The organism is Pseudoxanthomonas sp. 22568 (genome assembly GCF_052044485.1).
Taxonomy (GTDB): Bacteria; Pseudomonadota; Gammaproteobacteria; order Xanthomonadales; family Xanthomonadaceae; genus Pseudoxanthomonas_A; species Pseudoxanthomonas_A beigongshangi.
The window spans coordinates 351,777-378,024 of the sequence record NZ_JBQENC010000001.1 but is presented as its reverse complement, the minus strand read 5'-3'; the positions used below and the strand labels follow the sequence as shown (position 1 = coordinate 378,024).

Here is a 26,248-nt window from a genome sequence, read left to right as displayed (position 1 = left end):
GGGGCGGCAGGCGCTAAAATGGCGCCATGAACGCCCCCCTGCCCTATGACGCCGGACGCCTGAGCGAACTGGCGAAGCTGTTGATCAGCAACATCCGTGAGCTGTCGCAGGCCGGCTGGACGCCGGCCACCAGCAGCAACTTCTCGCACCGGCTGGACGATCGCCACGCCGCCATCACCGTGTCCGGGCGCGACAAGGGGCGGCTGGAGGAAGCCGACATCATGGTGGTGGACTTCGACGGCAAGGCGGTCGGCAGCGACCACCGTCCCTCCGCCGAGACCCTGCTGCACACCCAGTTGTATCGCCGCTTCCCCGAGATCGGCTGCGTGCTGCACACCCATTCGCCGGTGCAGACCATCGCCTCGCGGCTGTACGCCGGCGCCGGCCACATCCGGCTGGAAGGCTACGAGCTGCTCAAGGCGTTCCACGGCAATACCACCCACGAGACCGAAATCCAGGTGCCGGTGTTCAGCAACACCCAGGACATGCCGACCCTGGCCGCCCAGGTCGACGCGTTGCTGGACCGGCAGCCGCTGTGGGGCTACCTGATCGACGGCCACGGCCTGTACGCCTGGGGCCGCGACATGGCCGAGGCTCGCCGCCACCTGGAAGCCTTCGAGTTCCTGTTCCACTGCGAACTGGAGCTGCGCAAGCTGGGTTGCCGGCGCTGAGCCGCTGATAACCCCGTGCCACGCCGCGCGCCTGCGCGGTAACTGGACCGGAACCAGGTGCCTGCTACCCTTGTATTCCCCACGCGTCGAGCCATATCGCCATGAGCCGCCTCCGCATCTTCCATGAAAGCGACCCGGTCACCCCCGAGTTCGCCAGCTACGATCCCGATTTCATCGCCACCGAGCTGCAGAAGGTCGGCGTGACCTTCGAGCGCTGGAAAGCCAACAAGGCGATCCAGCCGGGCGCCGCGCCGGAGGACGTGATGGACGCCTACCGCGCCGACATCGACCGGCTGGTCAGCGAACGCGGGTTCAAGACGGTGGACGTGGTCAGCATCGCGCCGGACAACCCCAAGCGCGAGGAAATGCGCGCCAAGTTCCTCGACGAGCATTACCACAAGGAAGACGAAGTGCGCTTCTTCGTCGCCGGCTCGGGCCTGTTCACCCTGCACGTGGACGACAAGGTCTACGAGGTGGAGTGCGTCCAGGACGATCTGATCGCCGTGCCGGACAGCACCCTGCACTGGTTCGACATGGGGCCGGAACCGCATTTCGTCGCGATCCGTTTCTTCACCGAACCGGATGGCTGGGTCGGCCATTTCACCGGCACCACCATCGCCCAGCAGTTCCCGCGCTACAACGGCCCGACCCGGCCCGAGTAAGCCCGTCCCGCCTCCCGCGACGCGGTGGCATACCCGCCGCCGGGCGCCGCCGTTCCCAACTCATTCCCCATTCCCGAAATCCACCCGCCCCATGCTCCGCGCCATCCTCACCGATATCGAAGGCACCACCAGCAGCATCTCCTTCGTCAAGGACGTGCTGTTTCCCTACGCCCGCCGCGCCCTGCCCGGCTTCGTCCGCGAACACGGCCAGGAACCGGAGGTGCGCCGCTGGCTGGATGCGGTCGCCACCGAACACGGCGCGATCTGCAGTGACGATGTCATCGTCGAGACCCTGCAGGGCTGGATCGATCAGGATCGCAAGCACACCGCGCTGAAGGCGCTGCAGGGCATGATCTGGGACGCGGGCTACCGCGACGCCGACTTCACCGCGCACATCTACCCGGATGCGGCGCCGGCGCTCGCCCGGTGGTACGAGCAGGGCTATCCGCTGTACGTGTATTCCTCCGGCTCGGTGCCGGCGCAGAAGCTGTTCTTCGGCCATAGCGACGCCGGCGACCTGACCCCGATGATTTCGGGTTGGTTCGACACCGAAATCGGCGGCAAGCGCGAAGCGGACAGCTATCGCCGCATCGCCGAGCGGATTGGCGCGCCGGCCGGCGAAATCCTGTTCCTGTCCGACGTGGTCGAGGAATTGGACGCGGCCCGTGAAGCCGGCATGCGCACCCAGTTGATCGATCGCCTGCAGGACTATCCGCAGCCGCGCCTGGACGGCGCCGCGAACGGCCATCCGCGCGCGGTCGGCTTCGACGGTATCGAACTGCCGCACTGAATCTTGTTGCGAGCGATTCGCATTTCCTCATCCGGCGGCGACAACGGCTAGACTGCGTGCCGTTGCCAGCCAGCCCGCGCTCGCCAGCACGTCCCGCCAGCCAGCATTCGCCAGCCAGCCGGGAACCGAAAACGCCCCCGCCGGGGCGTTTTTCATTTGCGCCGCTATTTCGCGTGGATCTTCTCGCCGCGCGCCAGCATCGCGACCAGTTTTTCGATGCGGGCCGCCCGGGTTTCCGCCTTCTTCGCCGTGTGCACGCGCCAGCAGACCGCGTAGCGGTTGGTCCGGTCCAGGGTTTCGAAGAAGCGCGCGGCCTTCGGCGACTTCACCAGCGCCGCCGCCAGTTCCGCCGGCACCTCCATCACCGCCGCGCTTGCGTAGGCCGCAGCCCAGCGTCCGTCGGCGCGCGCCAGTTCGATTTCACGCAGGCCGCCCTCGCGCATCCGGCCCGAGGCGATCAGTGCCTCGGCCTTGCCGACGTTGATTTTCGACCACAGGCTGCGCGGGCGTCGCGGGGTGAACCGTTGCAGGAAACTCTGTTCGTCGAACGTGCGGCGCTGACCGTCGATCCAGCCATGGCACAGCGCCACCTCCAGGGCCTCGGCATAGCTCACGGAGACCACGCCCGCGTCCTTCTTGGCGATCCTCAGCCACAAGCCCGGAGTATCCGTATTCGCGGCGAGCCATTTTTCCCAGGCCGCGGCGTTGCGGAACAGCTTGATCGGAAGGTCGAGCGCATCGTTGGCCATCGGCATGCTCCTGTCGGGTTTTCGCCTGTCCCAGCGTGCCGCTATTCGGCCGCCTGCTGCAGCCGATAGGTGGTGGACGTGGCCTGCTCGCCCCGCCACCGATCGAATGCCCGCACGTCGATGCGATGCTCGCCCGCTGCCAGATCCGTCGGCAGCGCGCCGCGCCAGAGGTGGGTGGAGGTGTCGGCTTCCGGCGAACGATCGTAGCCACGCAACGCGATCGCGGTGTCGTCCGCGATGTTCTCCGCCAGCAGCGCCGGATCGGCCTGCAGTACACGCCGCATCGGTTTCCATTCACCGCCGTCGATGCGGTACTCGACCCGCGTATCGGCTTCACCCATGTAGACGTTGGCGTATACGCCGTAGGCCGGATAGGCGCCCTGTCGCAACACCTTCGGCGCATGCAGGCCGATCGCCGGATCACCGGCCGCGCGCGCCACGTGGTAGCGCAGCGCATAGTCGCCGTCCGGCTGGATCGTCAGCCACGCGTAGCCGTTGGGAGTGCCGTCGCTCATGGTCGTGTCGGGGATGCCCTGCGCATCCTTCACCCCCGACCAGAACGCGCCGCAGGTGGCGCCGACGTTGTACTCGTGCAGCGGCTGCGCGCCCTGCCAGCCGGTGTCCGCGCCATGACGGTAGTGGCGCTGGTTGTGGGTGTGCGCGCTGATCAGCAGCACCTGCGTATGTTCCCGCAGCAGGGTGAACAGGCGTTCGCGGTCGGCACGGCGGAAAGTCTCCACACCCGGGAGGGGATCGAAGAACGGGATGTGCGCGGCAATCACCACCCGGCGTTCCTTCGGCAGGGTCGCCAGATACTGCCGGAGGAAATCGAACTGCTCTTCGCGCAGCCCGCCAAAGTAGGCCGGTTTCTGGCCCGGGCGATAGACCACGTCGTCCAGCACGACGAAGCTGGCCTGCGGCTCCTCCCACGCATAGGTGTCCGGACCGTAGACGTTGCGGAAACTCAGCAGCGAGTCCTCGTCGGCCTGCGCGTCGAAATCCAGATCGTGGTTTCCGGCCACGTGCAGCCAGGGCACGCCCAGTTTCGCCGTCACCTGGTTCATGGCCGGATACAGGCTCAAATCATCATTGACGATATCGCCCACGCTCAGTCCCAGGCGGGCGCCGTGCCGGCCGACCAACGGCGCCACGATGTCGCGCGCGTAGTAATCCACGTCGGTCCGCGTCTTGGGTTGCGGGTCGCCGAACACCAGCATCTCCAGACTGGCGCCGCTCCCGCGCCGCACAGCGGGCAACAGGCCGAAATCCACCTGGGCCGGGACGGCGGCGGCCGGAATGCCGCCGTACTTCAGCGCGGGCGACCCCTGCGGGAACAGATGCTGCCAGAACCGGGGCAAGCCGTCGGCGCCGGTCGGCACGGCGTACGCCGGCGGCTTTATCACGAAGACGGTGGCGCGCTCGCGTCCGGGTAGCCGGTAGCCTCCCCGCGCGTCGCTGACGGCGACATCGCGGCCGTTGGAGACCTTCACTCCGGCCAGGCCCTGTTCGTGCGGATCGCGGCGGCCATTGCCGTTGGCATCCAGGTAGATCACCCCGGTCACTTCGGCCAACGCCTGTCCGGTGGCCGCGGCCGCCGCCTGCGTGGCCGCGGTGGCGTCCTCTGCCCGCGACGACGCGGACGCATCCGCAATGGCCAACAACGACAGGACGACGAGCGGCAGCCATACCACGCGCTGGGTCATATCCACGGATTCCGGCGACGCCCCTCGGGCAACCCGCCGATTATCGTGCGGCAGCGGCGTACCTCGCCACCGCGATGCAGGTTCAGGCGGAATGGCGGGCCGCGAGCAACGCCTCGACGTCGGCCAGACCCAGCCCGCGGCTGCGCAACAGCACCAGCAGGTGATACAGCAGGTCCGCGCTTTCGCCGAGCAGCGCCGCCTCGTCCTGCGCCACGGCAGCCAACGCCGTCTCCACGCCTTCCTCGCCGACCTTCTGCGCAATCCGGCGCACACCTTCCTCGAACAGCCGGGTGGTATAGCTGCCCGCCGGGCGCTCGCGCTCGCGGCGCGCCACCAGCGCGTCCAATTCGGCCAGGAACGAGCCCGGCGCCTCCGCGAAGCAACTGGCGCGCTGGAGGTGGCAAGTCGGCCCGTGCGGCACCGCCTGGACCAGCAGGGTGTCGTTGTCGCAATCGGCCTCGATGGCCCGTACTTCCAGCACGTGGCCGGAACTCTCCCCCTTGGTCCACAGGCGCTGCTTGCTGCGGCTGTAGAAGGTCACCCGGCCGCTGGCCAGGGTCGCCTCCAGGGCTTCGCGGTTCATGTAACCGAGCATCAACACGCGGCGGGTCGAGGCATCCTGCACGATCACCGGCAGCAGGCCGTCGCCCTTGTTCCAATCCAGTTGTTCCGGTTCAAGCGACATCACGCACCTCGATGCACTGCCCGCGCAGGTAGGTCTTCAGACCCGGAATGGCGATCCGGCCACTGTGGAACACGCTGGCAGCGAGCGCGCCATCGACATCGGCACGCTGGAATACCTCGGCAAAATGTTCGGGTTCCCCGGCACCGCCGGAAGCCACCAGCGGCACCGCGCACAGCGCGCGCACGGCGGTCAATTGCTCGATGTCGTAGCCGCGCCGCACGCCGTCGCTGTCCATGCAGTTGAGCACGATTTCGCCCGCGCCCAGCCGCTGCGCTTCGACCACCCAGTCCAGCGTACGCACCGGCAGCGCGCGGGTGCGTGCCGGATCGCCGGTGTACTGGCGCACCCGCCATTCGCCGTCGGCCTCGCGCACCGAATCAATACCGACCACCACGCATTGCACCCCGAAGGCCTTTGCCAGCTCGCCAATCAGCGCGGGACGTTCCAGCGCCGGCGTGTTGATCGAAATCTTGTCCGCGCCGGCGTGCAGCACACGCCGCGCGGTATCCACGTCGCGGATGCCGCCTGCCACGCAGAACGGAATGTCGAGCAGGCGCGAGACCCGCTCCACCCATGCGTAATCCACCGAGCGCCCTTCCGGACTGGCGCCGATGTCGTAGAACACCAGTTCGTCGGCGCCGGCATCTCGGTAGCGCAATGCCAGCTCGGTGATGTCGCCCATGTCGACGTGATCGCGGAAACGCACGCCCTTGACCACGCGGCCGTCGCGCACGTCCAGGCACGGGATGATGCGCCGGCTCAGCATGACAACGCCTCGGCCACGCTGAAGCGGCCTTCCAGCAGCGCGCGCCCCAGCACGATGCCGGCACAGCCCTGCGCGCGCGCGGCGGCGATATCGTCCAGCGCGCGCACGCCGCCGGACGCCTGCACGCGCAGACGCGGCGCAACCGCGCCCAGATGCCGGTACAGATCGAGGTTGGGGCCGGACAGCATGCCGTCGCGGGCGATATCGGTGCTCAGCGCGTGGACCAGTCCGCCGGCCTCGAAGCGGACCGCCAGTTCATCCAGGGTCACGCCGGCGTCCTCGGTCCAGCCGTGCACCGGCAATCGCCAGACGCCGGCGGCGTCCTGGCGCGTGTCCAGCGCCACGGTGATGCGCTCGGCGCCGAACTCGGCCAACCAGGCCAGCACCGCCTCCGGTTCGCGCACGGCCAGCGACCCGATCACCACCCGCGCCGCACCGGCATCGAGCAGACGCGCGACATCCTCGCGCGAGCGCACGCCGCCGCCGGTCTGGACCCGCAGCCCGGTGGTGGTGGCGATATCGCGCAGCAGCGGTGCCAGGGTGTAGCCGCCGGCGCGGGCGGCATCCAGATCCACCAGATGCAGCCAGCGCGCGCCCTGTTCCGCATAGCCGCGGATGATCGCCAGCGGGTCGTCGCCATAGCGGGTCTCGCGCGCATAGTCGCCCTGCGCCAGCCGCACGACCCGACCGTCGCGGATGTCGATGGCCGGATAGGCCTGGAAGTCCTGTTGCGCGCGCGCGCCTGCCGATACCGCGACCATCATTGCAATCCCGTTTCGATGAAGTTCCGGATCAGCCGCGCACCGACCTCGGCCGAGCGCTCCGGATGGAACTGCGCACCGGCCACGCGGCCACGCTGCACCACCGCCGCGAACAGCTGGCCATGCTCGGTGCTCATCAGGCAATCCGCACCGACCGGCGCGGCGTAGCTGTGCACGAAATAGGCATGGCCGCCCTCCAGGCCGGTGGTCAGACCGGACCCGCGCTGCGTACGCAGCGTGTTCCAGCCCATGTGCGGGACCCGGATGCCGGGACCCGGCGACAATCGCGCCACCCGCCCCGGCAACAGGCCCAGGCAGGGCGTGTCGTCTTCTTCCGAATGTTCGAACAACAGCTGCATTCCGACGCAGACCCCCAGCAACGGGCGTTCCAGTTGTCGCAGCACTTCGATCAGTCCCTGCTCGCGCAGCCGTGCCATCACCGTGGCCGCGGTGCTCACGCCAGGCAGGATGACCCGGTCCGCGGCGCGGATGACCGCCGCATCCGCGGTGAGCGTGGCGGCCACGCCCAGGCGCTCCAGCGCGTAGCGGACCGAACCGATGTTGGCGCCACCGGCATCCACCAACGCCACCTGCATCACAACGCTCCCTTGGTCGAGGGCAGTTCCGCGCCTTCGCGCCGGATCGCCTGGCGCAACGCGCGCGCCAGCGCCTTGAAGCAGGCTTCGATTTTGTGGTGGTCGTTGTCGCCGCGAACGCTCAGGTTGAGGTTGAGGCCGGAGGCGTCGCACAGCGAGCGGAAGAAATGCGGCACCAGTTCGGTGGGCAGATCGCCGACCCGCTCGCGGCGGAATTCACCGTCGAACACGAAGTACGGCCGGCCGCTGAAATCCAGCGCCGCGCTGGCCAGGGTTTCGTCCATCGGCAGGGTGAAGCCGTAGCGGCCGATGCCGCGCTTGTCGCCCAGCGCCTGCTTCAGCGCCTGTCCCAGCGCCAGGCCGGTGTCCTCCACCGTGTGGTGCTCGTCGATGTGCAGATCGCCCTCGGTGTCGATGCGCAGGGCGAAACCGCCGTGCTTGCCGATCTGTTCCAGCATGTGGTCGAAGAACGGCAGTCCCGTGCGGATGACCGGCTCGGCCACCCGATCCAGATCCACCTCCACGCGGATACGGGTTTCCTTCGTATTGCGCTGGACATCTGCCCGGCGCGGCGCATCGGCCAGTTCATGCGCGATCGACGGCCAGTCCCAGTCGCCACCGAACTGCGAGGTCTTCAGCTGGAAACCGCGGATGCGCAGGTTGTCGGCGAACTGGATATCGGTGGGCCGGTCGCCGACCATCGCCGAGCGCGCCCAGTCGATCTCGCGATCCTGGAGATAGTGCAGGACCAGCCCGATGCCGGGCTTGCGGGTCGGACGGTTCTCTTCCGGCCAGCTCGGGTCGACCAGCACTTCGCGGAAACGGATGCCCTGGCTTTCGAAGATCTGCAGCATGAGACCGTTCGGACCATCGAACGACGCCTGCGGATAGCCTTCGCTGCCCAATCCGTCCTGGTTGCTGACGATGACGAACTGGTAGCCGGCGTCGCGCAGCTTCAGCAACGCCGGAATGCAGTCGCGCACGAACCGGATCTTCTCGTAGGCGTCGATCTGGAAATCGGCCGGTTCCTCAATGAGGGTGCCATCGCGATCGATGAACAGGATCGGAGTCATGCCGCCGCCTCCCGCACGGCCAGTGCCGCCAGCACCCGTTCGTTCTGCTCCGGACTGCCGATGCTGATCCGCAGCGCGTCGCCCAGTTGCGGCGCGGTGCGCTGGTCGCGCACCACCACGCCGTTGGACAGCAGCGCGGTGAACGCGCGGTCGGCATCGTCGAACCGCACCAACAGGTAGTTGCCCTGCGAGGGGTAGACGCGACGCACGCCGGGAAGCGCCGCCAGCGCGCTCCGCATCCGCTCGCGTTCACGCCGCACCCGTTCCACCCGCTGCCGGGTCTGCGCCAGCGCCGCCGGCGCCAGGCCGGCGAGCGCGAGTTCCGCGCAGGGCGCAGGCACCGGATACGGCGCCTGGCAGGCACGCAGCACGGCGATCAGTTCCTCCGCGGCGATCGCCACGCCGATTCGCGCGGCCGCCAGCGCGTGCGCCTTGGACAGCGTGCGCAACACCACCAGATTGGGGAACCGCGCAATCAAGTTGCTGGCCGAGGGAACATCGGAGAACTCCACATAGGCCTCGTCGACCACCAGCAGCGCACGACCGGCCAGGCGCCCGGCCAGGTCCGCGATTTCCTCCCGCGTGCAGGCGCGTCCGGTGGGATTGGTCGGCGAGCACAGGAACACCAGCTTGGCGCCGTTCGCCAGCGCGGCGGCGGCCAGTCCATCCAAATCCGGCTCGAAGCCCTGCTCGGTATCGCGCAGCGGCACATCGATGAGCGGTGCGTTCTGCAATCGCGCGGACACCGCGTACATGCCGAAGACCGGCGAGCTGATCACCACCCCGTCGCGTTCCGGCACGCACAGCGCGCGCACCAGCAGATCGATGGCCTCGTCGCTGCCGCGGCCGATAAGCAACTGCTCCGGGGCACAGCCATACAGGTCAGCCAGCGCCGCGCGCAAGGCCGCTGGTTGCGGTTCCGGATAGCGCTGGCAAGTCGCACCCGCGTCGGCGGGGTTGGACCAGGCCGACTCGTTGGCGTTGAGCCAGACATCCCCGCGCAAGGCTTCGGTGCGGGCCGATTTGTAGCCACCGAAACCGCGCAGGTCGGGCCTGACCAGACTCAGCACTCCGGCATTTGCCGCCTTGTTGTCGGGCGTATTCATGCCGCCTCCAGCCGCAGCGCGACCGCGTTGGCATGCGCGTCAAGTCCCTCGGCGCGCGCCAGGGTCAATGCGCACGCGCCGATGCGGCTGATGCCCGCGCGGCTGGCCGCCTGCACGCTGACGAAATTCTGGAAGCTGGCCACGCTCACGCCGCTGTAGGCGCGCGCGGCGCCGCTGGTCGGCAGCACGTGGTTGGTACCGCTGCAATAGTCGCCCAGCGCTTCGGGCGTGTAATCGCCCAGGAACACCGATCCGGCCGCTTCCACCCGCTCCAGCCAGGCGCGCGGGTCGCGCAGGGCCAGGATCAGGTGCTCGGGCGCGTATTCGTTGCTGATCGAAAACGCATCGTCCAGCCGCTCCACTTCGATCAAGCGCGAGGCGGACAGCGCCTGGCGCGCGATCGCCGCGCGCGGCAACGCCGCGAGCTGGCGTTCCAGTTCCGCCGCGACGCGGTCGATGAGCGAAGGTGCGTCCGACAGCAGCAGCACCTGCGAATCCGGGCCATGCTCAGCCTGCGACAGCAGATCCGCCGCGACGAACGCGGGATCCGCACCGGCATCGGCGATCACCAGCACTTCCGACGGCCCGGCCGGCATGTCGATGGCAGCCATGCCGGCCTGCGCGACCTGTTGCTTGGCCTCGGTCACGTAACTGTTGCCCGGCCCGAACAGCTTGTCGCAGCGGGGCACGCTGGCGGTGCCGAACGCCATCGCCGCGATCGCCTGCGCGCCGCCCAACTTGAACACGCGGGTCACGCCGGTCATCCGCGCGGCCACCAGCACGGCGGGATCGGCGCTGCCGTCGGCGCGCGGCGGCGTGCACAGCACCACCTCGCGGCAACCGGCCAGGTGCGCCGGCACACCCAGCATCAATGCGGTGGAAGGCAACGGCGCACTGCCGGCTGGGACGTACAGTCCCACCCGCGCAATCGGCCGGATCATCCGTTCGCAAAGCACGCCGGGTGCGGTTTCGACCGCGTACGGCTGGGCCATGCCCGCGCGGTGGAAGGCTTCGATGCGGGCGACCGCCTCCTCCATCGCCTGCTTCAGCGCCGGCGCCACCGCCGCTTCGGCGGCGGCGAACTCCGCCGCGGGCACTTCGAAATCGTCCAGCGCCACACCGTCGAAACGGCTGGTGAATTCGCGCAGCGCCGGGTCGCCGAGCTGGCGCACTTCCGCCAGCACCGCGGCGACCGCGTCGCGGGTGCGCTGGGCCACCACCTGCACCGGACGGCGCAGGGCGGCGCGGCGTTGTTCGTCATCGAGGCAGGACCAGATCAAGCGATTCATGCCAGCGACCTCTCGACCGAAAGCACCATCAATCCCTGCGCGCCGGCGCGTTCCAGTTCTTCCAGCCGCTGCCAGGTGATGGCGCCGTGGCACATGGTCTGCAGCGACAGCGGACCTTCGCCGGAACCGGGCAGTTGGACCAGCGGTTCCGCATCCGGCAGCAGGCGCGAAAGTTCGGCGACGGTGTCGCGGTTGGCGCGGAACATCAGCAGCTTGCTGTCCTTGAGCTTGAGCACGCCGTCGACCCGGCGCAGCAGCATCGCCGCCAGTCCCGCGCGCTCGTCCTCGAACTCGCGGACCGGACCGGCCAACACGGCCTCGCTGTCCAGCAGGGTTTCCACCGGCTTGAGCTGGTTGGCCGCCAGGGTCGCGCCGCTGGAAACCAGATCGCAGATCAGGTCGGCGGTGCCCAGGCGCGGGGCGATTTCCACCGAACCCGACAACTCCACCACGCCCGCTTCCACGCCCTGGCGCCGCAGCCAGTCCGACAGGATCGCCGGATAGCTGGTGGCGATGCGCAGGCCCTGCAGTTGCGCCGCGCCCTGCCATTCCCAATTGTCCGGCACCGCCAGCATCAGCCGGCACTGGCCGAAGCCGAGCGGACGCAGTTCCCGGTAGGCCGCCGGCAGGCCGATGCGCGCGCGTTCGCCGGCCTGTTCATCCAGTTCGTTGCGACCGACCACGCCGAAGTCGCACACGCCGTCGGCAATCAGGCCCGGAATGTCGTCGTCGCGCACCAGCAGCAGGTCGATCGGCAGCGATTCGCCGTAGCAGAACAGCTTGTCGCGGCTTTCGCGCCAACTCAGTCCGCAGGCGGCGAGCAGCGCGCGCGCGGGTTCGGCCAGGCGGCCACTTTTCTGGATGGCGATGCGCAGGCGGTCGCGCGTCGCGGGTACAACCCTGGGACTCATGGGAGGAACTCAGTGGGAGGCGCCGTTGGCGCGCGGTTGCTGCTGCTGGAACGCGGTGGCGTAGCCGCCGGTGCCCCGTTCGAGGGTGCGGGCGACCCGCCCGATGGTGGTCACGCTGACCTGGGTCAGCTCGTGGATTTCCCGGTAAGGCACGCCCTTGAGCAGCAGCGGCACCACCCGCCAGCGGTCGGCCATGGCCTCCAACTCGGCCGGCGTGCACAGGTCTTCCAGGAACGCCCGCACCTGCCCGGCTTCGCCCAGGCTGGCCAGCGCCTGGGAAAGCGCCTGCAGGGAGGCGCTTTCGGCGCGGTCATCGTCGGGAATGGCGGGGCGGCGCTTCATGGGGAGTCAGTGGGGTCCAGGAAATCAGGGACCGGCGACCGGCCCAATCAATGTACTAATGCGTTAATACATTAGTTGAGCCTCCAGGCCCCGTCAAGTCCGCCCCCTCCCGGCGTCCCCCGGTCCCACGGTTAAACTGGCGGCCGGTCCGCCGGCCCGGCGGGTGCTCTGGATCGGGGACGGGAATGAGGGAAGCCATCCGCGGACTTCGCTGGCTGCTGGCCGCGCTGATGCTGTTCTGCGCGCCCGCACAGGCGCAGGCACCACTGGTGATGTCAGGCGATGCGGCCACCCATGCCCTGGCTCCCCATACGACCTATTTCCACGACAGCGATGGCCGGGCCGATATCCGGGCGATCGAGACCAGCCTGCGGGCGGGACGCTTCCGGCCATTGCCAGGCGACGATGCATCCTTCGGTTTCCAGCCCGGCGCCTACTGGTTCCACGTCAGCCTGCTCAATCGCAACCTGCAGGAACCGCGCTGGCTGCTGGTCCAGCAGTACGCGCTGAGCGATCGGCTGGACGTGTACGTGCGCTACCCCGACGGCCAGTTGTTCCACCAGGCCGGTGGCGATCACCTGCATTTCGAGCAGCGCAGCGTGCGCTACCGGCATCCGAACTTCCAGCTTGACCTGCCGCCCGGACAGCCGGCGGATCTGTTCGTCCGGGTGGAAAGCCAGAGCTCGATGCAGGTGCCGCTGGCCCTGTACACGCCAACCGCCTTCGCCGAACTCTCGCGCGACGCACAGTTCGCGATGGGCGTGTACTACGGCATCCTGCTGGCGCTGTTCACCTACAACCTGGTGTTGTGGCTGACCCTGCGCGACGCCAGCTACTTCTGGTACATGTTCCATATCAGCGCGTTCGGGCTGGTGCTGTTCACCTTGTACGGATTGGGCTTCGAGTACCTGTGGCCGCATTCACCGTGGCTGGCGGACAAGGCCGTACCGCTTTCGATCTGCTTGGCGCAGATCGGCATGCAACAGTTCGCACGCAATTTCCTAGGCCTGGCCCGGCGCTGGCCGCTGGGTGACCGCATCGGCCTGGGCATGATCGCGCTGTTCGTGGTGCTGGGCGTCGCCACCACCTGGATTCCCATCCGGCTATCCACCCAGTTGGCGGTGGTCGCGGTGATCCTGAGCGTGGCCTGGATCGCGGTCGAGGCGGTGGTTGCCATGCGCAGCGGCTACAAGCCGGCCAAGCTGTTCCTGCTGGCCTGGTCGATGTTCCTGGCGGGCATCGCGATGGTCGCGATGGTCGCCTTCGGCGCGCTGCCCAAGAACTTCGTCACCGAGTACAGCGTGCAGATCGGTTCGGCCCTGGAAATGCTGCTGCTGTCGGTCGCGCTGGGCTACCGCTACGCCTCGCTGCGCAACGAGAACGAGCGGATCGTGCGCGAATCGCGCGACCAGCTGGAAATCAAGGTCGAACAACGCACAGGCGAGTTGCGCAGCGCGCTGGAGCAACTGGAAGCCGCGCACCTGCGCCTGCGCGAGTTCAGCCAGTTGGATGGGCTGACCGAACTCTACAATCGCACCCACTTCCGCGAAGCCTTCGAACACCTGCTCTCGCAGGCGCGCAACAGCCAGCAGCCCATCTCGCTGCTGATGATCGATCTGGACCACTTCAAGCGCATCAACGATACCTACGGCCACCTGGTCGGCGACGACTGCCTGCGCTGGACTTCCAACACCATGGCCGAAACGCTGCGGCCTTACGGCGCGCTGGTCGCGCGCTTCGGTGGCGAGGAATTCATCGCCGCCCTGCCCGACATGGATCTGGACGAGGCCAGCAATGTGGCCGAGGAACTGCGCCAGCGCCTGCGCGATCGGCCCTGCCGCAGCGGGGATCTGGACATTCCCATCTCCGCCAGCATCGGCGTGCATTGCGTGGACATCGACAAGAACAGCATCGATTCCGCCCTGCAGGTCGCCGACCAGGCACTCTATACCGCCAAGGCCGAAGGCCGCGATTGCGTGCGCACGCTGTAGAGCCGGGCTTGCCCGGTCCCGCGGACTCAACCACGCGCGAAAAGCAGCGGAGCAAGCTCCGCTCTACCCACGTAGAGCCGAGCTCGCTCGGCTCCGCGGACTCAACCACGCGCGAAAAGCGGCGGAGCAAGCTCCGCTCTACCCACGTAGAGCCGAGCTCGCTCGGCTCCGCGGACTCAAACCAGGCGCGAAAAGCAGCGGAGCAAGCTCCGCTCTACCCACGTAGAGTCGAGCTCGCTCGGCTCCGCGGACTCAAACCATGTGCGAAAAGCAGCGGAGCAAGCTCCGCTCTACCCACGTAGAGCCGAGCTTGCTCGGCTGCGCAGACTCAAACGACGTGCGAAAAGCAGCGGAGCAAGCTCTGCTCTACCACGTAGAGCCGAGCTTGCTCGGCTCCGCGGACTCAAACCACGTGCGAAAAGCAGCGGAGCGAGCTCCGCTCTACCTCGCGTGCTTTCAGCGGCCCGCGAGCGCGCGGGCCTGCTCCAGTTCCACCTTCAGGCTGCTGGCCAGTTCCTCGCGCTTGACCTCGAACTGCTGTTCGCGGACCAGATCCTTCACCGTGACCATGCCGCGGGCGCGTTCGTCTTCGCCGGCCAGTACCACAAACCGGATGCCCGCGCGCGAGGCGTACTGGAACTGCTTGGCCAGCTTGCGCGCTTCCATCTGCACTTCGGTATTGATGCCGGCGGCACGCAGGCGGCGGGCGATGTCCAGCGAATCGGCCAGCGCGCCATCGTCCATCAGCGCCACCATCGCCTGCACGCTGCTCTCGTCGCTGCCGGCGATCAGGCCGGCCTCGCGCAACTGCCAGAACAGGCGGGTCAGGCCGATGGAGATGCCCACGCCGGGCAACTTCGACTTGGTGTAGTGGCTGGCCAGATCCTCGTAGCGGCCGCCCGAGCAGATCGAACCGATCTGGGCGTAGTCGTCCAACTGGGTCTCGTAGACGGTGCCGGTGTAGTAATCCAGGCCGCGTGCAATCGAGAAGTTGAGGCAATAGTCGCTCTCGGGAACGCCCAGCGCATGTACCAGTTCCAGCACTTCGCGCAGCTCGGCCACGCCCTGGGCCAGTGTCTCGTTGCCCTGCCCCAGCGCTTCCAGGCGGGCCAATGCGTCGGCATGGCTGGTCGAGCGCACGGCGACGAATTCGAGAATCCGCGCGACCGCTTCGGCCGGCACGTTGAAATCCGGACCTTGCAGGGTCTCGCGCACATAGTCGGCGCCGCGCTTGTCGAGCTTGTCGACCTCGCGCAGCACCAGTGCCTGGCGTTCGCCATCGGCGATGCCCTGGGCTTCGAAGAAGCCGCGCATCAGCTTGCGGTTGTTGAGCTGGATGGTGAACTTGCCGATGCCCAGATCACTGAAGACCGCGTGGATGACCGCCAGGATCTCGGCGTCGAAGCGGATGCTGAGCGCGTCCTTGCCGATGACGTCGATATCGCACTGGTAGAACTCGCGGAACCGGCCGCGCTGGGCGCGCTCGCCCCGGTACACCCGCTGGATCTGGTAGCGCCGGAACGGGAAGGTCAGTTCGTGCTCGTGCTCGGCCACGTAGCGGGCCAGCGGCACGGTCAGGTCGAAGCGCATCGCCAGTTCCGGCAGGCCCTCGGCGGAACCCGCCTCGGTCTTGGCCAGCGCGCCGGTGGACTGCACAAAATAGACCTGGCGCTCGGTCTCGCCGCCGGACTTGGTCAGCAGGGTCTCCGAGAGCTCGAACACCGGTGTTTCCACCGGCAGGAACCCGAAGCGCTCGTAGTTGCGGCGGATGGTGTCCAGCATGCGCTGGAACGCGATCTGCTCGCGCGGCAGCAGTTCCATCACTCCTGGCGGCGTGCGTGGCTTGATCAAGCGAAAACTCCGGGGGGACGAGCGTTATCGAGGGCCGTCATTCTAAGACTGAACGGCGCGCCGGGGGCAGGCATGCAAAAAACTGTTGCCGTCCGTCGACGTCCTGAATAGAATAGCCGGCTCACACGGGGTGTAGCTCAGTCTGGTAGAGCGCTACGTTCGGGACGTAGAGGTCGCAGGTTCGAATCCTGTCTCCCCGACCAATCGATAGGTCGCAATCAAGCCTGGAAAACGAATGTTTTTCGGGTTTTTTTGTGCCCGAAGACCCGAAGTCCCCCGTTCCACGGGGCCGAAGGCCGGCAGGCACCTCGCCGGCCGGCAAGACCTTCCCGGATCTCAGAACACCACGAACGCCTGCAATCGCACGTAGCGGTAGGCATAGCTGCCGGTGCCGGTGTCGGTCAGTACCGGGGTATCGGTGTAGCCGGCGTCCAGGCGCAGCCAGGCGTCCTTCCAGCGCGGGGTCTCCACGCCGAACTCGGCCAGGCGGGCGCGCTTCCAGCCCTCCTCGGAACTGCGCTGGCGGCCCCAGCCGGCGCGTGCGCTCCACTGGTAGCCGCCGATGTGGCGGCGCCAAGCCAGCACGCCGAGCGCTTCGCCGTACCAGGGCGGCGAATAGTAGTCGGCTTCGAAGGCTTCGCTGTTGCGGTAGTAGCGGGTGCGCAGTTGCGCGCTCAGGCCGTACTCCGGCGCGAACGCATAGACCAGATTGCCGCGCAGGTGGGTGCGCAGGTTGTCGCCGGTGCCGAAGTCCTGCACGCCGGCGACCAGGCTGGCGGACCAGCGATCGCTGAAGGGCATGTCGATGGCCGCGCCGGCGAAGGTCTGCACCCAGCCCTCGCGCACGCCGCGTCGGGTTTCCAGGACTTCGCGCTCGACGAAGATTTCCTTCCGCCAGGGATCGGTGCTGTGGATCGAGGCGCGGCCCAGCAGGTCGTCGCCGTTGCTGCCGATGTCGCCGTCCCAGCGCCAGTCCTTGCCCAGGCTGCCGGCGCCACTCAGGTAGGCGCGGTTCTCGGATTCGGACCAGTCGCGTCCGGAGAAGCGCGCGCGTTCGACCTTCACGCCCCACCAGTGCTCGATATCGCGGTGCTGGATGTCCCAGCCCAGTGCCAGCTTGCGGGTTTCGTTGTCGTCCGCATCGGAGCCCATCCAGAAGTCCGTCCGCAGCGCCGGGCGCGCGGCCGGCGCATCCTCGGCGGCATGGGCGGACAACACGGGAATCGCCAGCGCCCATCCCAGGGCGGCGGCGACGGCACACTTTCTCATTTGGTCCCCCAGGTCTTGCGCAGGCGCAGGATTTCGGCGGCATACCCCAGGACGCAGACCGGCTGCAGGATCATGGTGTAGGCCAGGGTGTAGAACAGGAATCCGCTGATGTTGCGGCGCACGCGCAGATCCTGGCTTTTGAACATCTTCGACTGCACGCGGAAGATGATCAGGTTCCACAGCGCCGCCAGCGGCAGTACCAGCAGCGTCATGATACCGGCGATCCAGTAATAGCCGAACAGCGCCAGGATCAAGCCGGGGATGAAGGCCAGCGTGTAGACCAGATCCAGCGGCAGGAACAGCAGGTTCCACCAGATGAACAAGGTGGTCATGCGCGGCTTGAACAGCAGGCTGCCGTGGCGAGCGAAAGCTTCCATCAGGCCACGTGACCAGCGCTGGCGCTGCTTGGAGAACTGGCCGAGCTTCTCCGGCACGCGGGTGAACAGGCAGGCTTCCTCGCAGTATCCGATGCGCGCGCCGGTCTTCAGCAGCGCCCACGACAGCACGATGTCCTCGCCCACGCACTCCGGCCAGCCGCCGGCCTGTTCGAGCGACTCGCGGGTGTACAGCGAGAACGCGCCCTGCGCGACCAGCGTGCCGTGATACATGCTCTGCATGCGCTTGACCGCGGCGATGCCGTGGAAGTAATCCCATTCCTGGCTGCGGGTCAGCCAGTTCTCGCGCGAGTTGCGCACCAGCACCGCGCCGGCCACCGCCACGGTGCCGGCCGGATCCGACAGGAACCGTTCCACCAGCTTGCGCAGCGCGTCCGGACGCAGATAGGAATCACCGTCGACGGTGACCACCAGCGCCTGCCGGGTTTCCGTCAGGCCGCGGTTGAGGGCCTTGGACTTGCCGCCGTTCTTCGGCTGGTTCAGCACGCGGATGCGCAGGCCGGGGCGCGCCTGGTCGGCCGCGGTCGCGCGGGCGATCGCGGCGCTGTCGTCGATGGAACCATCGTCGATCACGACCACTTCGATTTCACCCGGGTAATCCTGGCGCGACAGGCTGGTGAGGGTGTCGGCGATGTTCTCCGCCTCGTTGTAGCAGGCGACCAGTACGCAGACATCGGGCAGGCGTTCGAACCTGCGCAGGCGCGGACGGCGGTCGGCCAGGATGGAGCCGATCAGGAACGCGTTCATGAAGCCCGGCACGTAGGCGATGAACATGATCACGACCAGCGCCAGGGCGAAGCCCACATGGGCGGACAATTCATGCAGCCAGGGCTGGGACAGCTTGACGCTCAATCCGGCCCACGCCAGCGCGACGGCCAGCACCAGCACGTACTTGAGGCGGATCGGCACATAGAAGCGACGGAATTCCGGCACAGGAACCGGCGCGGGCACGGGCGGCTCCGGCGGCCGGGTACGGGCACCGTCCCACGGAGGGGCGTCTGAAGGCGAATGGGCGTCGTACATGGCGGCGTGGACACGGAGCGGATGTGCCTGTCATTGAGCAATTCGCGTGCCAACCCGGCGGGCCGGGCAATGTGACCTCTCATCGCCTCTCCGAGCCTTCGTTACAGTTTCGTGATTCAAATCACCGTTTTGTGACGCACAGGGTCACTTTTGGTCCTGCCCACCTGATGGCTCCGAAGGCCGCATTTCCGGTGCTCAGGCCCGCGCGCCCCGGGAGTTCCGCTTTTCGGGATGCTTTCGAGCCTCACGCGGAACCTGTCACGTATCGCTCACAAACCCCCACCCCGACTCGTGTTTTCGGCGGGAAACCGGGCAAGCAAGGCCGATTGATCGTGATTTTTAGTGATTTACATCACATAAATTTATGGATTATTAACAGAATCGTCCCGTTTGGGCGCCCTTTGGGTACCGCTTCCTAGACTTGGCAGGATTTGTGCGACTCATCACAAATCCAAGGACCACCAGCACGGTCTCCCCCGGGGGACCCAACTGTTAGCGACAGGGGCGGAACGTTTTGAAAAGAACCACATTGTCTTGGGCGCTTGCATGCGCCATGGGTGCGACCGGCCTGCCGGCTCTGGCAGCGGCACCCGCCACCACTCCCACCTTCCCGCCGGCCGGCGCCGGCAACAATCCGGGGCACGAGGCCTCGCTCGCGCAGGCCGCCCGCCTGCGCGACGAGTCGCGCTGGCTGGACGCCCTGGCGATATTCGAACGCCTGCAGGCCCAGCGCCCGGACGATCCTGAACTGTACCGCCTGCGTACCCTGACCCTGGGCGATGTCGGCAACAGCTACCAGGCCTGGGCGATGTACCGCGCCCGCCCCGAGCTGTTCGATGCCGCGCAGCGCGAGCAGTTCGAAGCCAACTACCTGGCCCGGTTGATCCTGTGGTCGCAGGCCTACCCGGAAAACGAGCGCAACCGCCTGGCCGAGGCGCGTGTGGCCGACAGCGCCATCGAGGAATATCTGCGACGGAGTCCGGCGAACGATCCAACCTTGCCGACGCGCATCCGTTATGACCGGCTGATCCTGCTGTCGAAGCTGGGACGCCACCAGCAGGTGGTCGACGAATACCAGGCCTTGAACGACACCGCCGGACTCGCGGTGCCCGCCTACGCGCTACCCGCGGTGGGCGATTCGTTCATGGCGCTCAAGCGTCCGTTCGAGGCCGCGCCGGTGCTGGAAGCCGCGCTCAAGGCCGATCCGGACAACAGCGACGTGCGCATGCAACTGGCCTACGCCTATCTGGAAAGCGAGCGGCCCACCACCGCCATCCGCGGCCTGGAAGCCTATCGCGAGACCCAGCCGGCCTGGCTGTACGCGCCGGGCGCGCGCCAGGGCAGCCAGAACTGGCGCCGCGCCGACACGGACAGCACGCTGGCGATGCTGCGCGCCTTCTCCGAGGACCTGCCCAGCGCCGAACGCGACATCACCGCCATGCTGGGCATCGCGCCCAACAACGCCGGCATGCAGACCTCGCTCGGCCAGGTCTACATGATGCGCGGCTGGCCGGAGCGGGCGCTGGAGCGCTTCCGCATGGCCTCCACGCTGGATGAACGCGACGTCAATGCGCGCGTCGGCCAGGTCGAGGCGCTGGTCACCCTGCGCCGCGACGACCAGGCCCGCGATCTGCACGATCTGCTGGTCAGGGAATACGGCGACCAGCCGAACGTGCAGCGCATGGACGAACTCTGGCGCAATCATCGCGGCTGGCAATGGCGCGCCTACGTGGCCGGCGCGCGCAGCAACGGCGGCAGCGGCAATACGCCGTTCGGCAACCGCGACGGCGAATATGGCGTGGAAGTGCAATCGCCGCTGTTCGATGACCGCTGGCGCCTGACCGCCGTGGCCGACGACCGCTGGGCGGACTTCGATCGGGATCGCATCCATCATCGCCGGCAGGGCGTCGGCGTGCGCTACGCCTACGATCGCCTGGACACCCACCTGGGCGTCTACCACGCCAGTGACCGCGTCGGCGGCACCGGCGTGTCGCTGGACGTGGGCTGGCGCTTCAGCGATACCCTCGACGGCCAGCTTTCGCTGCGCCGGAATGACGCCGACGCCTCGCTGCAGGCGCGTGACGCCGGCATCACCGCCGACAGCGCCGCGATCAACCTGGTGTACGAGCGCAACGAGCGCACCGAATTCCGTGGGGGGCTCACCCATTGGCGTTACGAGGACGGCAACCGCCGCACCGCGCTCAACCTCAATGCCGAACAGCGCCTGTGGACCCGTCCCTACTTCCTGCTCGACGGCCTAGCCGGTCTCTACGGCAGCCGCGGCAGCCGCCGGGACACGCCGTACTTCAATCCCTCGCGTGACGGCTCGCTGGAACTGGGCCTGCGCGCGGATCACCTGGTGTGGCGCGAATACGAGCGCCATTTCCGCCATCGCCTCACCGCCACCGCCGGCCGCTACTGGCAGGAAGGCTTCGGCACCAGCTGGGTGCCGGCGCTGCGCTACGAGCACGAATGGAAATTCGCGCTCGGCCGGGTGCTGACCTACGGGGTCAGCTGGTCGCGCCCGGTCTACGACGGGGTCCGTGAAGAACGCTTCGGCTTCGATGCCGAACTGCGGTGGGGAGAATGATGATGAAGTCCGTACGTCCAACCTGGTTGCTGCTGGCCCTGTGCGCACTGGCGCTGTTCGCGCCGATGCTCGCCGCGCGCGCCGCCGAGCCGCTGCTGGTGCTCAGCTATCACGACATCCGCGACGATGTCGCCAAGAAAGGCGACGCCGACGCCTACGCGGTCAGCACCCAGAACTTCGCCGCGCACCTGGACTGGCTGGCCGGGCACGGCTACCACCCGGTTTCGCTGTCGCAGGTGGTGGAAGCCTCCCGCGGCGGCAAGCCGCTGCCGGCCAAGCCGGTCCTGCTGACCTTCGATGACGGCCTGCGCAGCCTGTATACGCATGCCTTCCCGCTGCTGCGCGCCTACAACTACCCGGCGCTGGCGGCGGTGATCACCGGCTGGGTCGACATGCCCGCCGGCCAGGAGATCGACTACGGTCCGCGCATGTTCACCCGCGACGACTTCGTCACCTGGGATCAACTGCGGGAGATGCAAGCCAGCGGGCTGGTCGAAATCGCCAGCCACACCAACGCCCTGCACAAGGGCGTGCAGTCCAACCCGCAGGGCAACCAGACCCCGGCCGCGATCACCCGCATCTACGATCCGGCAGCCGGACGTTATGAAACCGAAGCCGCGTACCGCGAGCGCGTGCGCTCGGATCTGGCGACCAGCAGCGATCTGATCCGCCGGCACCTGGGCCAGGCGCCGCGCGCCATCGTGTGGCCCTACGCGGCCTACAGCAGCGTGAGCAACGATATCGCCGAATCGCTGGGCATGCCGGTGTCCTTCGATCTGGAAGGCCCCAGCACGCCGGTGACCGCGGATCTGCACGGCCTGGCGCGCCTGCTGGTGATGGACAACCCGACCGTCACCGAGCTGGCCTACGAGTTCCGCCACGATCCGGAGGCCGAAGGCATCCGCGCCCTGCAGATCGACCTGGACGCGGTCTACGACCCGGACCCGCAACAGCAGGCACGCAACCTGGACCTGCTGATCGAGCGCGTCAACCGCATCGGCCCCTCGCATGTGTTCCTGCAGGCCTTCGCCGACCCGGACGGCGACGGTGCCGCCGACGCGCTGTACTTCCCCAACCGCTTCATGCCGGTGCGCGCGGATCTGTACAACCGGGTCGCTTGGCAGCTGTACACCCGCGCCCACGTCAAGGTGTTTGCCTGGCTGCCGGTGATGGCCTACAAGCTGCCGCAGCAGGCGCCGGGCATGGCCATCGCCAGCCGCGAGGCCGACGGCATCCCGCGGCTGGACTTCACCCGGCCGGACGTGCGCCGGACCATCGCCGGCATCTACGAGGACCTGGCAGTCGCCTCGTACATGGAAGGACTCCTGTTCCATGACGACGCCTACCTGCGCGACACCGAACTGGCCACGCTCGCTCCCGGCAACACCGAGGCGCGCACGCAGGCGCTGATCGACTTCACCCTGGAACTGAGGAACGCCGCCGAGCGCTGGCGTCCCAAGCTCAAGACCGTGCGCAACATGTACGCGCGCCCCGTGCTGGAACCGCAGAGCCAGGCCTGGTTCGCGCAGCGGCTGGATCTGTTCAACCGCGCCTACGACCACACCGCGCTGATGGCGATGCCGTGGATGGAAGGCAGCCGGCGTCCGGAGAAGTGGCTGGACGAACTGGTGGCGGCGGTACGCAAGCAGGACCCGCAACTGTCGCAGACCCTGTTCGAACTGCAGACCGTCGACTGGAATACCCGCAAGCCGATTCCCGGCCCGCGCATCAATGCCCTCATCCGTCGCCTGCAGGCCCAGGGCGTTCGCCATCTGGGCTGGTATCCGGATGACTTCATCGCCGACCTGCCGCGCATGCCCGATGCCCGTGCCGGTATCTCCGCCCGTGGCTTCCCGTACGAGGAGCGCTGATCATGGACAAGATCCTCGCCGTCCTTTTTGAATTCGCCTTCCTGTATCCGATCATCATGTCGTTCTTCTGGATGTCGGGTGGGTTGTACTACTACTTCCGTCGCGAGCGCCACGCGCGCCAGCGCACCGATCCGCCGCCGCTGGCCGCCTTCCCGAAGGTTTCGATCCTCATCCCCTGCCACAACGAGGGTGACAACGCGGAGGAAACCATCGGCAGCGCGCTGCTGCAGAAGTATCCCGACTTCGAGGTCATCGCGATCAACGACGGCAGCCGCGACAACACCGCCGACGTACTCAATGCCATGGCCGAGCGCCACGACCGGCTGCGGGTGATCCACCTGGATCGCAACCTGGGCAAGGCCAACGCGCTGCGCATGGGCGCGCTCGCCGCGCAGTCCGAATACCTGGTCTGCATCGACGGCGACGCGCTGCTGGACGAATACGCCGCGCACTGGATGGTCTGGCACCTGACCTCCGGCCCGCGCGTGGGCGCGGTCACCGGCAACCCGCGCATCCGCAACCGCTCGACCCTGCTGGGCCGGCTGCAGGTCGGCGAGTTCTCCTCGATCATCGGCATGATCAAGCGCGCCCAGCGCGTGTATGGACGCATCTTCACCGTCTCCGGCGTGATCAGCGCGTTCCGCCGCACCGCCCTGCACCGTATCGGCTACTGGGCCGATGACATGGTGACCGAGGACATCGACATCAGCTGGCGCCTGCAACTGGATCACTGGGACATCCGCTACGAGCCGAACGCGCTGTGCTTCATCCTGATGCCGGAGACCCTGAAGGGCCTGTGGCGGCAGCGCCTGCGCTGGGCGCAGGGTGGCGTGGAAGTGCTGCTGCGCCACGGTCGCGACTTCCTCAGCTGGCGCAAGCGGCGGATGTGGGGCGTCCTGCTCGAGTACCTGCTCAGTGTGCTGTGGGCCTACACCATGCTGCTGATCATCGTGCTTTGGGCGCTGGGCAAGTTCATCGCCCTGCCGCCGGCACTGTACGTGCACACCATCCTGCCCTCGTGGCACGGCGTGATCCTGGCGATGGTGTGCATGGCGCAGTTCGCCAGCAGCATCATCATCGACCGCCGTTACGAAACCCAGGTCGGCCGCAATTACTTCTGGATGATCTGGTACCCGATGGCGTACTGGCTGCTGAGCCTGTTCACCACCGTGGTCGCGCTTCCCAAGACTTTGTTGAAACGGCGCGGCAAGCGCGCCACGTGGGTCAGTCCTGATCGAGGTATCCGATGAAATACGATTCCCGCCTCATCCGCAAACCGTATGCCCAGCCGCGCCTGAAGCGCGCGGCGTGGGGCTTTGTCACCGCCGCCTTCTGGGGGCTCTACATCTACCTATGGCTGCCACTGGTCACCCTGATCCTGTGGCTGCTGGGCGTGCGCACGGCGTTCTTCGAGCTGTACACGCGCCAGCACCAGGTGGAGCCGTTCCTGATCGTCGCCATCCCGGTGATGGCCGCGATCTGCGCGCTCGCGCTGATCGGCTGGGCCGAGTACAACCGCTGGCGCTTCGCCTCCCAGGATCGACGCAGCCCGCAGGAGGACGTGGGCGTGGATGAAGTGGCCGAACGCCTGGGCGCGAACCTGGCGCTGGCAAACCAGCTGGGCCAGTCCAAGATCACCCTGCTGCACATGAACGATCACGCGATCCCCGTATCGATGAGCCGACCGGCGCTGAGCGCCAACACCGGCGGCTGATCGCGAGCCTTGCACGGGATTGTCGGGACGGTGTGTCGCCTTGGCGGCACACCGTCGCCAGCGTGCATCGGCGATAATGCGGCCGATGAAATCCCCGCAACACGCCTCCCCCTCGACTTCCCCCTCCCCGCCGGGTTCCTCCGTTCCGCTATGGTCCGGACGCGGCCTGATCCTGGCCGGCATCGTGCTGTCCGCGTTCAACCTGCGCACGGCGGTGACCTCGCTGACGCCGCTGCTGGACCAGTTGGGCCACCTGTTCGGTTTCGGCGCCACCATGACTGGCGTATTCGGCATGTTGCCGACCGCCGCGTTCGCGCTGTTCGGCGTGCTCACGCCCGGCATCGCCCACCGCATCGGCCTGGAACGCACCGCGCTGCTGGCGATGGCGCTGGCCGCCGTCGGCCTGCTGCTGCGCAGCCTGGCCGGTGGCAGCGGCGCGCTGCTTGCCGCCTCGGCGGTGGCGCTGGCCGGCATGGGCATCGGCAATATCGTGCTGCCGCCGCTCGTGAAGCGCTACTTTGCCGACCGTGTGGGCACGGTCAGCACCCTCTACATCACCGTCCTGCAAGCCGGCACCATCCTGCCGGCCTTGCTGGCCGTGCCGGTGATGGCGGCCAGCAACTGGCAGATTTCGCTGGGTCTGTGGTCACTGTTCGCGGTGGCCGCGGCGCTGCCGTGGATCGGCGTGCTGTGGGTCGAACGGCGCCACGACACGCCGATGGCGCAAATGCATGACCAGGCCGTCACCGGCGGCGACGAGGCACCGGAACTGTCCGCGCCCGCCGCACGCGGCCGGGTCTGGCGATCGCCGGTCGCCTGGGGCATGGCGCTGATGTTCGGCATGACCTCGCTGGTGACGTATTCGATGTTCACCTGGTTGCCGAAGTTGCTGATCGAGGCCGGCGGCAGCGAAGCGCTGGGCGGCACCATGGTCGGCCTGTTTTCCGCGCTCGGCCTGGTCGCATCGTTGACGATGCCGGCGCTGGCGGTGCGGATGCGCAATCCCTATACAGTCGTGCTCGCGTGCGCGGCATTCTACGCGGTCGCCTTTTCCGGCCTGCTGTGGGCACCGATGGCCGCGCCGGCCCTGTGGGTGGCGCTGCTGGGCATGGGACCCAGCACCTTCCCGCTGGCACTGACGATGATCAACCTGCGCACGCGCACACCGGCCGGATCCGCGTCGCTGTCTGGCTTCATGCAGGGCGTGGGCTATTCGCTGTCCTGCTTGGGACCGCTGATGTTCGGCCTGCTGCACGAGCATACCCACGGCTGGTCGTGGCCGTTCGGTTTCCTGGTGCTGTGCATCGGCGTGCTGCTGGTGGGTGGCTACCTGGCCTGCAAGCCGCGGTTCCTGGAGGATACATGGTGAGGGGCGGAGTTGGGGAATCGGATTCGGGATTGGTAGAAGCGTAGAGCCGAGCTTGCTCGGCTGCTCTTCCG

Annotated in this window: 23 protein-coding genes and 1 tRNA gene; 10 read left to right on the top strand and 14 right to left on the bottom strand. The window is 67.6% G+C overall.

Annotated features, from left to right (window positions below; all coding sequences use genetic code 11):
* Positions 1-26 precede the first annotated feature (26 nt).
* The 3 genes from ACTJI2_RS01885 (at position 27) to mtnC (ending at position 2,123) form a co-directional block, all read left to right on the top strand.
* Complete coding sequence (locus ACTJI2_RS01885) at positions 27-671, top strand: methylthioribulose 1-phosphate dehydratase (protein ID WP_141452472.1); 645 nt, start codon at positions 27-29, stop codon at positions 669-671.
* Between the two features lie 101 nt (positions 672-772).
* Entirely contained in the window at positions 773-1,333 is a 561-nt protein-coding gene (locus ACTJI2_RS01880; RefSeq protein WP_183637206.1) for a 1,2-dihydroxy-3-keto-5-methylthiopentene dioxygenase, read from the top strand.
* A 91-nt stretch (positions 1,334-1,424) separates the two neighbouring features.
* On the top strand, positions 1,425-2,123 hold the full coding sequence (gene mtnC, locus ACTJI2_RS01875) for an acireductone synthase (protein ID WP_440840904.1): 699 nt from the start codon (positions 1,425-1,427) through the stop codon (positions 2,121-2,123).
* A 164-nt stretch (positions 2,124-2,287) separates the two neighbouring features.
* On the opposite strand, the gene ACTJI2_RS01870 is transcribed toward mtnC, so the two are convergent.
* From ACTJI2_RS01870 to ACTJI2_RS01820, 11 genes are all read right to left on the bottom strand, one after another.
* A complete protein-coding gene (locus tag ACTJI2_RS01870; RefSeq protein ID WP_440840903.1) occupies positions 2,288-2,872 on the bottom strand; it encodes a YdeI/OmpD-associated family protein in 585 nt (194 codons plus the stop codon).
* Between the two features lie 41 nt (positions 2,873-2,913).
* Complete coding sequence (locus ACTJI2_RS01865) at positions 2,914-4,575, bottom strand: calcineurin-like phosphoesterase C-terminal domain-containing protein (protein ID WP_440840902.1); 1,662 nt, start codon at positions 4,573-4,575, stop codon at positions 2,914-2,916.
* An 82-nt stretch (positions 4,576-4,657) separates the two neighbouring features.
* Positions 4,658-5,260 carry a bifunctional phosphoribosyl-AMP cyclohydrolase/phosphoribosyl-ATP diphosphatase HisIE gene (gene hisIE, locus ACTJI2_RS01860; RefSeq protein ID WP_440840901.1) on the bottom strand — a complete coding sequence of 201 codons (603 nt, stop codon included), beginning with the start codon at positions 5,258-5,260 and terminating at the stop codon, positions 4,658-4,660.
* A complete protein-coding gene (gene hisF, locus ACTJI2_RS01855; protein ID WP_440840900.1) occupies positions 5,250-6,026 on the bottom strand; it encodes an imidazole glycerol phosphate synthase subunit HisF in 777 nt (258 codons plus the stop codon). The genes hisIE and hisF overlap by 11 nt, the downstream gene beginning before the upstream one ends.
* Complete coding sequence (hisA, locus tag ACTJI2_RS01850; RefSeq protein WP_440840899.1) at positions 6,020-6,787, bottom strand: 1-(5-phosphoribosyl)-5-[(5-phosphoribosylamino)methylideneamino]imidazole-4-carboxamide isomerase; 768 nt, start codon at positions 6,785-6,787, stop codon at positions 6,020-6,022. Before hisA ends, hisF begins: the two co-directional genes overlap by 7 nt.
* Positions 6,787-7,386, bottom strand: coding sequence for an imidazole glycerol phosphate synthase subunit HisH (gene hisH, locus ACTJI2_RS01845; RefSeq protein WP_440840898.1), 600 nt, complete (start codon positions 7,384-7,386; stop codon positions 6,787-6,789). Before hisH ends, hisA begins: the two co-directional genes overlap by 1 nt.
* Positions 7,383-8,456, bottom strand: a complete 1,074-nt coding sequence (gene hisB, locus ACTJI2_RS01840) for a bifunctional histidinol-phosphatase/imidazoleglycerol-phosphate dehydratase HisB (RefSeq protein WP_440840897.1) — start codon at positions 8,454-8,456, stop codon at positions 7,383-7,385. Before hisB ends, hisH begins: the two co-directional genes overlap by 4 nt.
* The gene (gene hisC, locus ACTJI2_RS01835) at positions 8,453-9,562 is read right to left on the bottom strand and encodes a histidinol-phosphate transaminase (RefSeq protein ID WP_440840896.1); all 1,110 of its coding nucleotides are present in this window, start codon (positions 9,560-9,562) and stop codon (positions 8,453-8,455) included. The genes hisB and hisC overlap by 4 nt, the downstream gene beginning before the upstream one ends.
* Positions 9,559-10,851 (bottom strand): histidinol dehydrogenase, encoded by a 1,293-nt coding sequence (gene hisD / locus ACTJI2_RS01830; protein WP_440840895.1) that lies wholly within the window; start codon positions 10,849-10,851, stop codon positions 9,559-9,561. Before hisD ends, hisC begins: the two co-directional genes overlap by 4 nt.
* The gene (gene hisG / locus ACTJI2_RS01825) at positions 10,848-11,762 is read right to left on the bottom strand and encodes an ATP phosphoribosyltransferase (protein ID WP_318289292.1); all 915 of its coding nucleotides are present in this window, start codon (positions 11,760-11,762) and stop codon (positions 10,848-10,850) included. Before hisG ends, hisD begins: the two co-directional genes overlap by 4 nt.
* A gap of 9 nt (positions 11,763-11,771) precedes the next feature.
* Positions 11,772-12,104, bottom strand: coding sequence for a YerC/YecD family TrpR-related protein (locus ACTJI2_RS01820; RefSeq protein WP_183637261.1), 333 nt, complete (start codon positions 12,102-12,104; stop codon positions 11,772-11,774).
* A 185-nt stretch (positions 12,105-12,289) separates the two neighbouring features.
* On the opposite strand from ACTJI2_RS01820, the gene ACTJI2_RS01815 reads away from it, so the two are divergent.
* Positions 12,290-14,095 carry a sensor domain-containing diguanylate cyclase gene (locus ACTJI2_RS01815; protein ID WP_440840894.1) on the top strand — a complete coding sequence of 602 codons (1,806 nt, stop codon included), beginning with the start codon at positions 12,290-12,292 and terminating at the stop codon, positions 14,093-14,095.
* A gap of 456 nt (positions 14,096-14,551) precedes the next feature.
* On the opposite strand, the gene hisS is transcribed toward ACTJI2_RS01815, so the two are convergent.
* Positions 14,552-15,946 (bottom strand): histidine--tRNA ligase, encoded by a 1,395-nt coding sequence (gene hisS, locus ACTJI2_RS01810; RefSeq protein ID WP_440840893.1) that lies wholly within the window; start codon positions 15,944-15,946, stop codon positions 14,552-14,554.
* A gap of 126 nt (positions 15,947-16,072) precedes the next feature.
* Here hisS and ACTJI2_RS01805 point away from each other — a divergent pair.
* Positions 16,073-16,149 (top strand) — tRNA-Pro (locus ACTJI2_RS01805).
* A gap of 133 nt (positions 16,150-16,282) precedes the next feature.
* Here the strand turns inward: ACTJI2_RS01805 and ACTJI2_RS01800 are convergent.
* Both ACTJI2_RS01800 and ACTJI2_RS01795 read right to left on the bottom strand, forming a co-directional pair.
* The gene (locus ACTJI2_RS01800; protein WP_183637270.1) at positions 16,283-17,215 is read right to left on the bottom strand and encodes a hypothetical protein; all 933 of its coding nucleotides are present in this window, start codon (positions 17,213-17,215) and stop codon (positions 16,283-16,285) included.
* Positions 17,212-18,561 (bottom strand): glycosyltransferase family 2 protein, encoded by a 1,350-nt coding sequence (locus tag ACTJI2_RS01795; RefSeq protein WP_440840892.1) that lies wholly within the window; start codon positions 18,559-18,561, stop codon positions 17,212-17,214. The genes ACTJI2_RS01800 and ACTJI2_RS01795 overlap by 4 nt, the downstream gene beginning before the upstream one ends.
* Positions 18,562-19,186: 625 nt before the next feature.
* Here ACTJI2_RS01795 and pgaA point away from each other — a divergent pair.
* The 5 genes from pgaA (at position 19,187) to ACTJI2_RS01770 (ending at position 26,177) form a co-directional block, all read left to right on the top strand.
* Positions 19,187-21,223: a poly-beta-1,6 N-acetyl-D-glucosamine export porin PgaA gene (gene pgaA, locus ACTJI2_RS01790; RefSeq protein ID WP_440840890.1), complete on the top strand. Its 2,037-nt coding sequence runs from the start codon at positions 19,187-19,189 to the stop codon at positions 21,221-21,223.
* Entirely contained in the window at positions 21,223-23,094 is a 1,872-nt protein-coding gene (gene pgaB, locus ACTJI2_RS01785) for a poly-beta-1,6-N-acetyl-D-glucosamine N-deacetylase PgaB (RefSeq protein WP_440840889.1), read from the top strand. The genes pgaA and pgaB overlap by 1 nt, the downstream gene beginning before the upstream one ends.
* A 2-nt stretch (positions 23,095-23,096) precedes the next feature.
* Positions 23,097-24,344, top strand: a complete 1,248-nt coding sequence (pgaC, locus tag ACTJI2_RS01780) for a poly-beta-1,6-N-acetyl-D-glucosamine synthase (RefSeq protein ID WP_440840888.1) — start codon at positions 23,097-23,099, stop codon at positions 24,342-24,344.
* Positions 24,341-24,808 (top strand): poly-beta-1,6-N-acetyl-D-glucosamine biosynthesis protein PgaD, encoded by a 468-nt coding sequence (gene pgaD, locus ACTJI2_RS01775; protein ID WP_440840887.1) that lies wholly within the window; start codon positions 24,341-24,343, stop codon positions 24,806-24,808. Before pgaC ends, pgaD begins: the two co-directional genes overlap by 4 nt.
* An 85-nt stretch (positions 24,809-24,893) precedes the next feature.
* Positions 24,894-26,177: a CynX/NimT family MFS transporter gene (locus ACTJI2_RS01770; protein WP_440840886.1), complete on the top strand. Its 1,284-nt coding sequence runs from the start codon at positions 24,894-24,896 to the stop codon at positions 26,175-26,177.
* Positions 26,178-26,248 lie beyond the last annotated feature (71 nt).

Bases quoted from the DNA above. Each gene is read 5' to 3' on its own strand.
- ACTJI2_RS01885 (WP_141452472.1), top strand. From the start codon at position 27: ATGAACGCCCCCCTGCCCTATGACGCCGGACGCCTGAGCGAACTGGCG.
- ACTJI2_RS01880 (WP_183637206.1), top strand. From the start codon at position 773: ATGAGCCGCCTCCGCATCTTCCATGAAAGCGACCCGGTCACCCCCGAG.
- mtnC (WP_440840904.1), top strand. From the start codon at position 1,425: ATGCTCCGCGCCATCCTCACCGATATCGAAGGCACCACCAGCAGCATC.
- ACTJI2_RS01870 (WP_440840903.1), bottom strand. From the start codon at position 2,872: ATGGCCAACGATGCGCTCGACCTTCCGATCAAGCTGTTCCGCAACGCC.
- ACTJI2_RS01865 (WP_440840902.1), bottom strand. From the start codon at position 4,575: ATGACCCAGCGCGTGGTATGGCTGCCGCTCGTCGTCCTGTCGTTGTTG.
- hisIE (WP_440840901.1), bottom strand. From the start codon at position 5,260: ATGTCGCTTGAACCGGAACAACTGGATTGGAACAAGGGCGACGGCCTG.
- hisF (WP_440840900.1), bottom strand. From the start codon at position 6,026: ATGCTGAGCCGGCGCATCATCCCGTGCCTGGACGTGCGCGACGGCCGC.
- hisA (WP_440840899.1), bottom strand. From the start codon at position 6,787: ATGGTCGCGGTATCGGCAGGCGCGCGCGCGCAACAGGACTTCCAGGCC.
- hisB (WP_440840897.1), bottom strand. From the start codon at position 8,456: ATGACTCCGATCCTGTTCATCGATCGCGATGGCACCCTCATTGAGGAA.
- hisC (WP_440840896.1), bottom strand. From the start codon at position 9,562: ATGAATACGCCCGACAACAAGGCGGCAAATGCCGGAGTGCTGAGTCTG.
- hisD (WP_440840895.1), bottom strand. From the start codon at position 10,851: ATGAATCGCTTGATCTGGTCCTGCCTCGATGACGAACAACGCCGCGCC.
- hisG (WP_318289292.1), bottom strand. From the start codon at position 11,762: ATGAGTCCCAGGGTTGTACCCGCGACGCGCGACCGCCTGCGCATCGCC.
- ACTJI2_RS01820 (WP_183637261.1), bottom strand. From the start codon at position 12,104: ATGAAGCGCCGCCCCGCCATTCCCGACGATGACCGCGCCGAAAGCGCC.
- ACTJI2_RS01815 (WP_440840894.1), top strand. From the start codon at position 12,290: ATGAGGGAAGCCATCCGCGGACTTCGCTGGCTGCTGGCCGCGCTGATG.
- ACTJI2_RS01800 (WP_183637270.1), bottom strand. From the start codon at position 17,215: ATGAGAAAGTGTGCCGTCGCCGCCGCCCTGGGATGGGCGCTGGCGATT.
- pgaA (WP_440840890.1), top strand. From the start codon at position 19,187: ATGGGTGCGACCGGCCTGCCGGCTCTGGCAGCGGCACCCGCCACCACT.
- pgaB (WP_440840889.1), top strand. From the start codon at position 21,223: ATGATGAAGTCCGTACGTCCAACCTGGTTGCTGCTGGCCCTGTGCGCA.
- pgaC (WP_440840888.1), top strand. From the start codon at position 23,097: ATGGACAAGATCCTCGCCGTCCTTTTTGAATTCGCCTTCCTGTATCCG.
- pgaD (WP_440840887.1), top strand. From the start codon at position 24,341: ATGAAATACGATTCCCGCCTCATCCGCAAACCGTATGCCCAGCCGCGC.
- ACTJI2_RS01770 (WP_440840886.1), top strand. From the start codon at position 24,894: ATGAAATCCCCGCAACACGCCTCCCCCTCGACTTCCCCCTCCCCGCCG.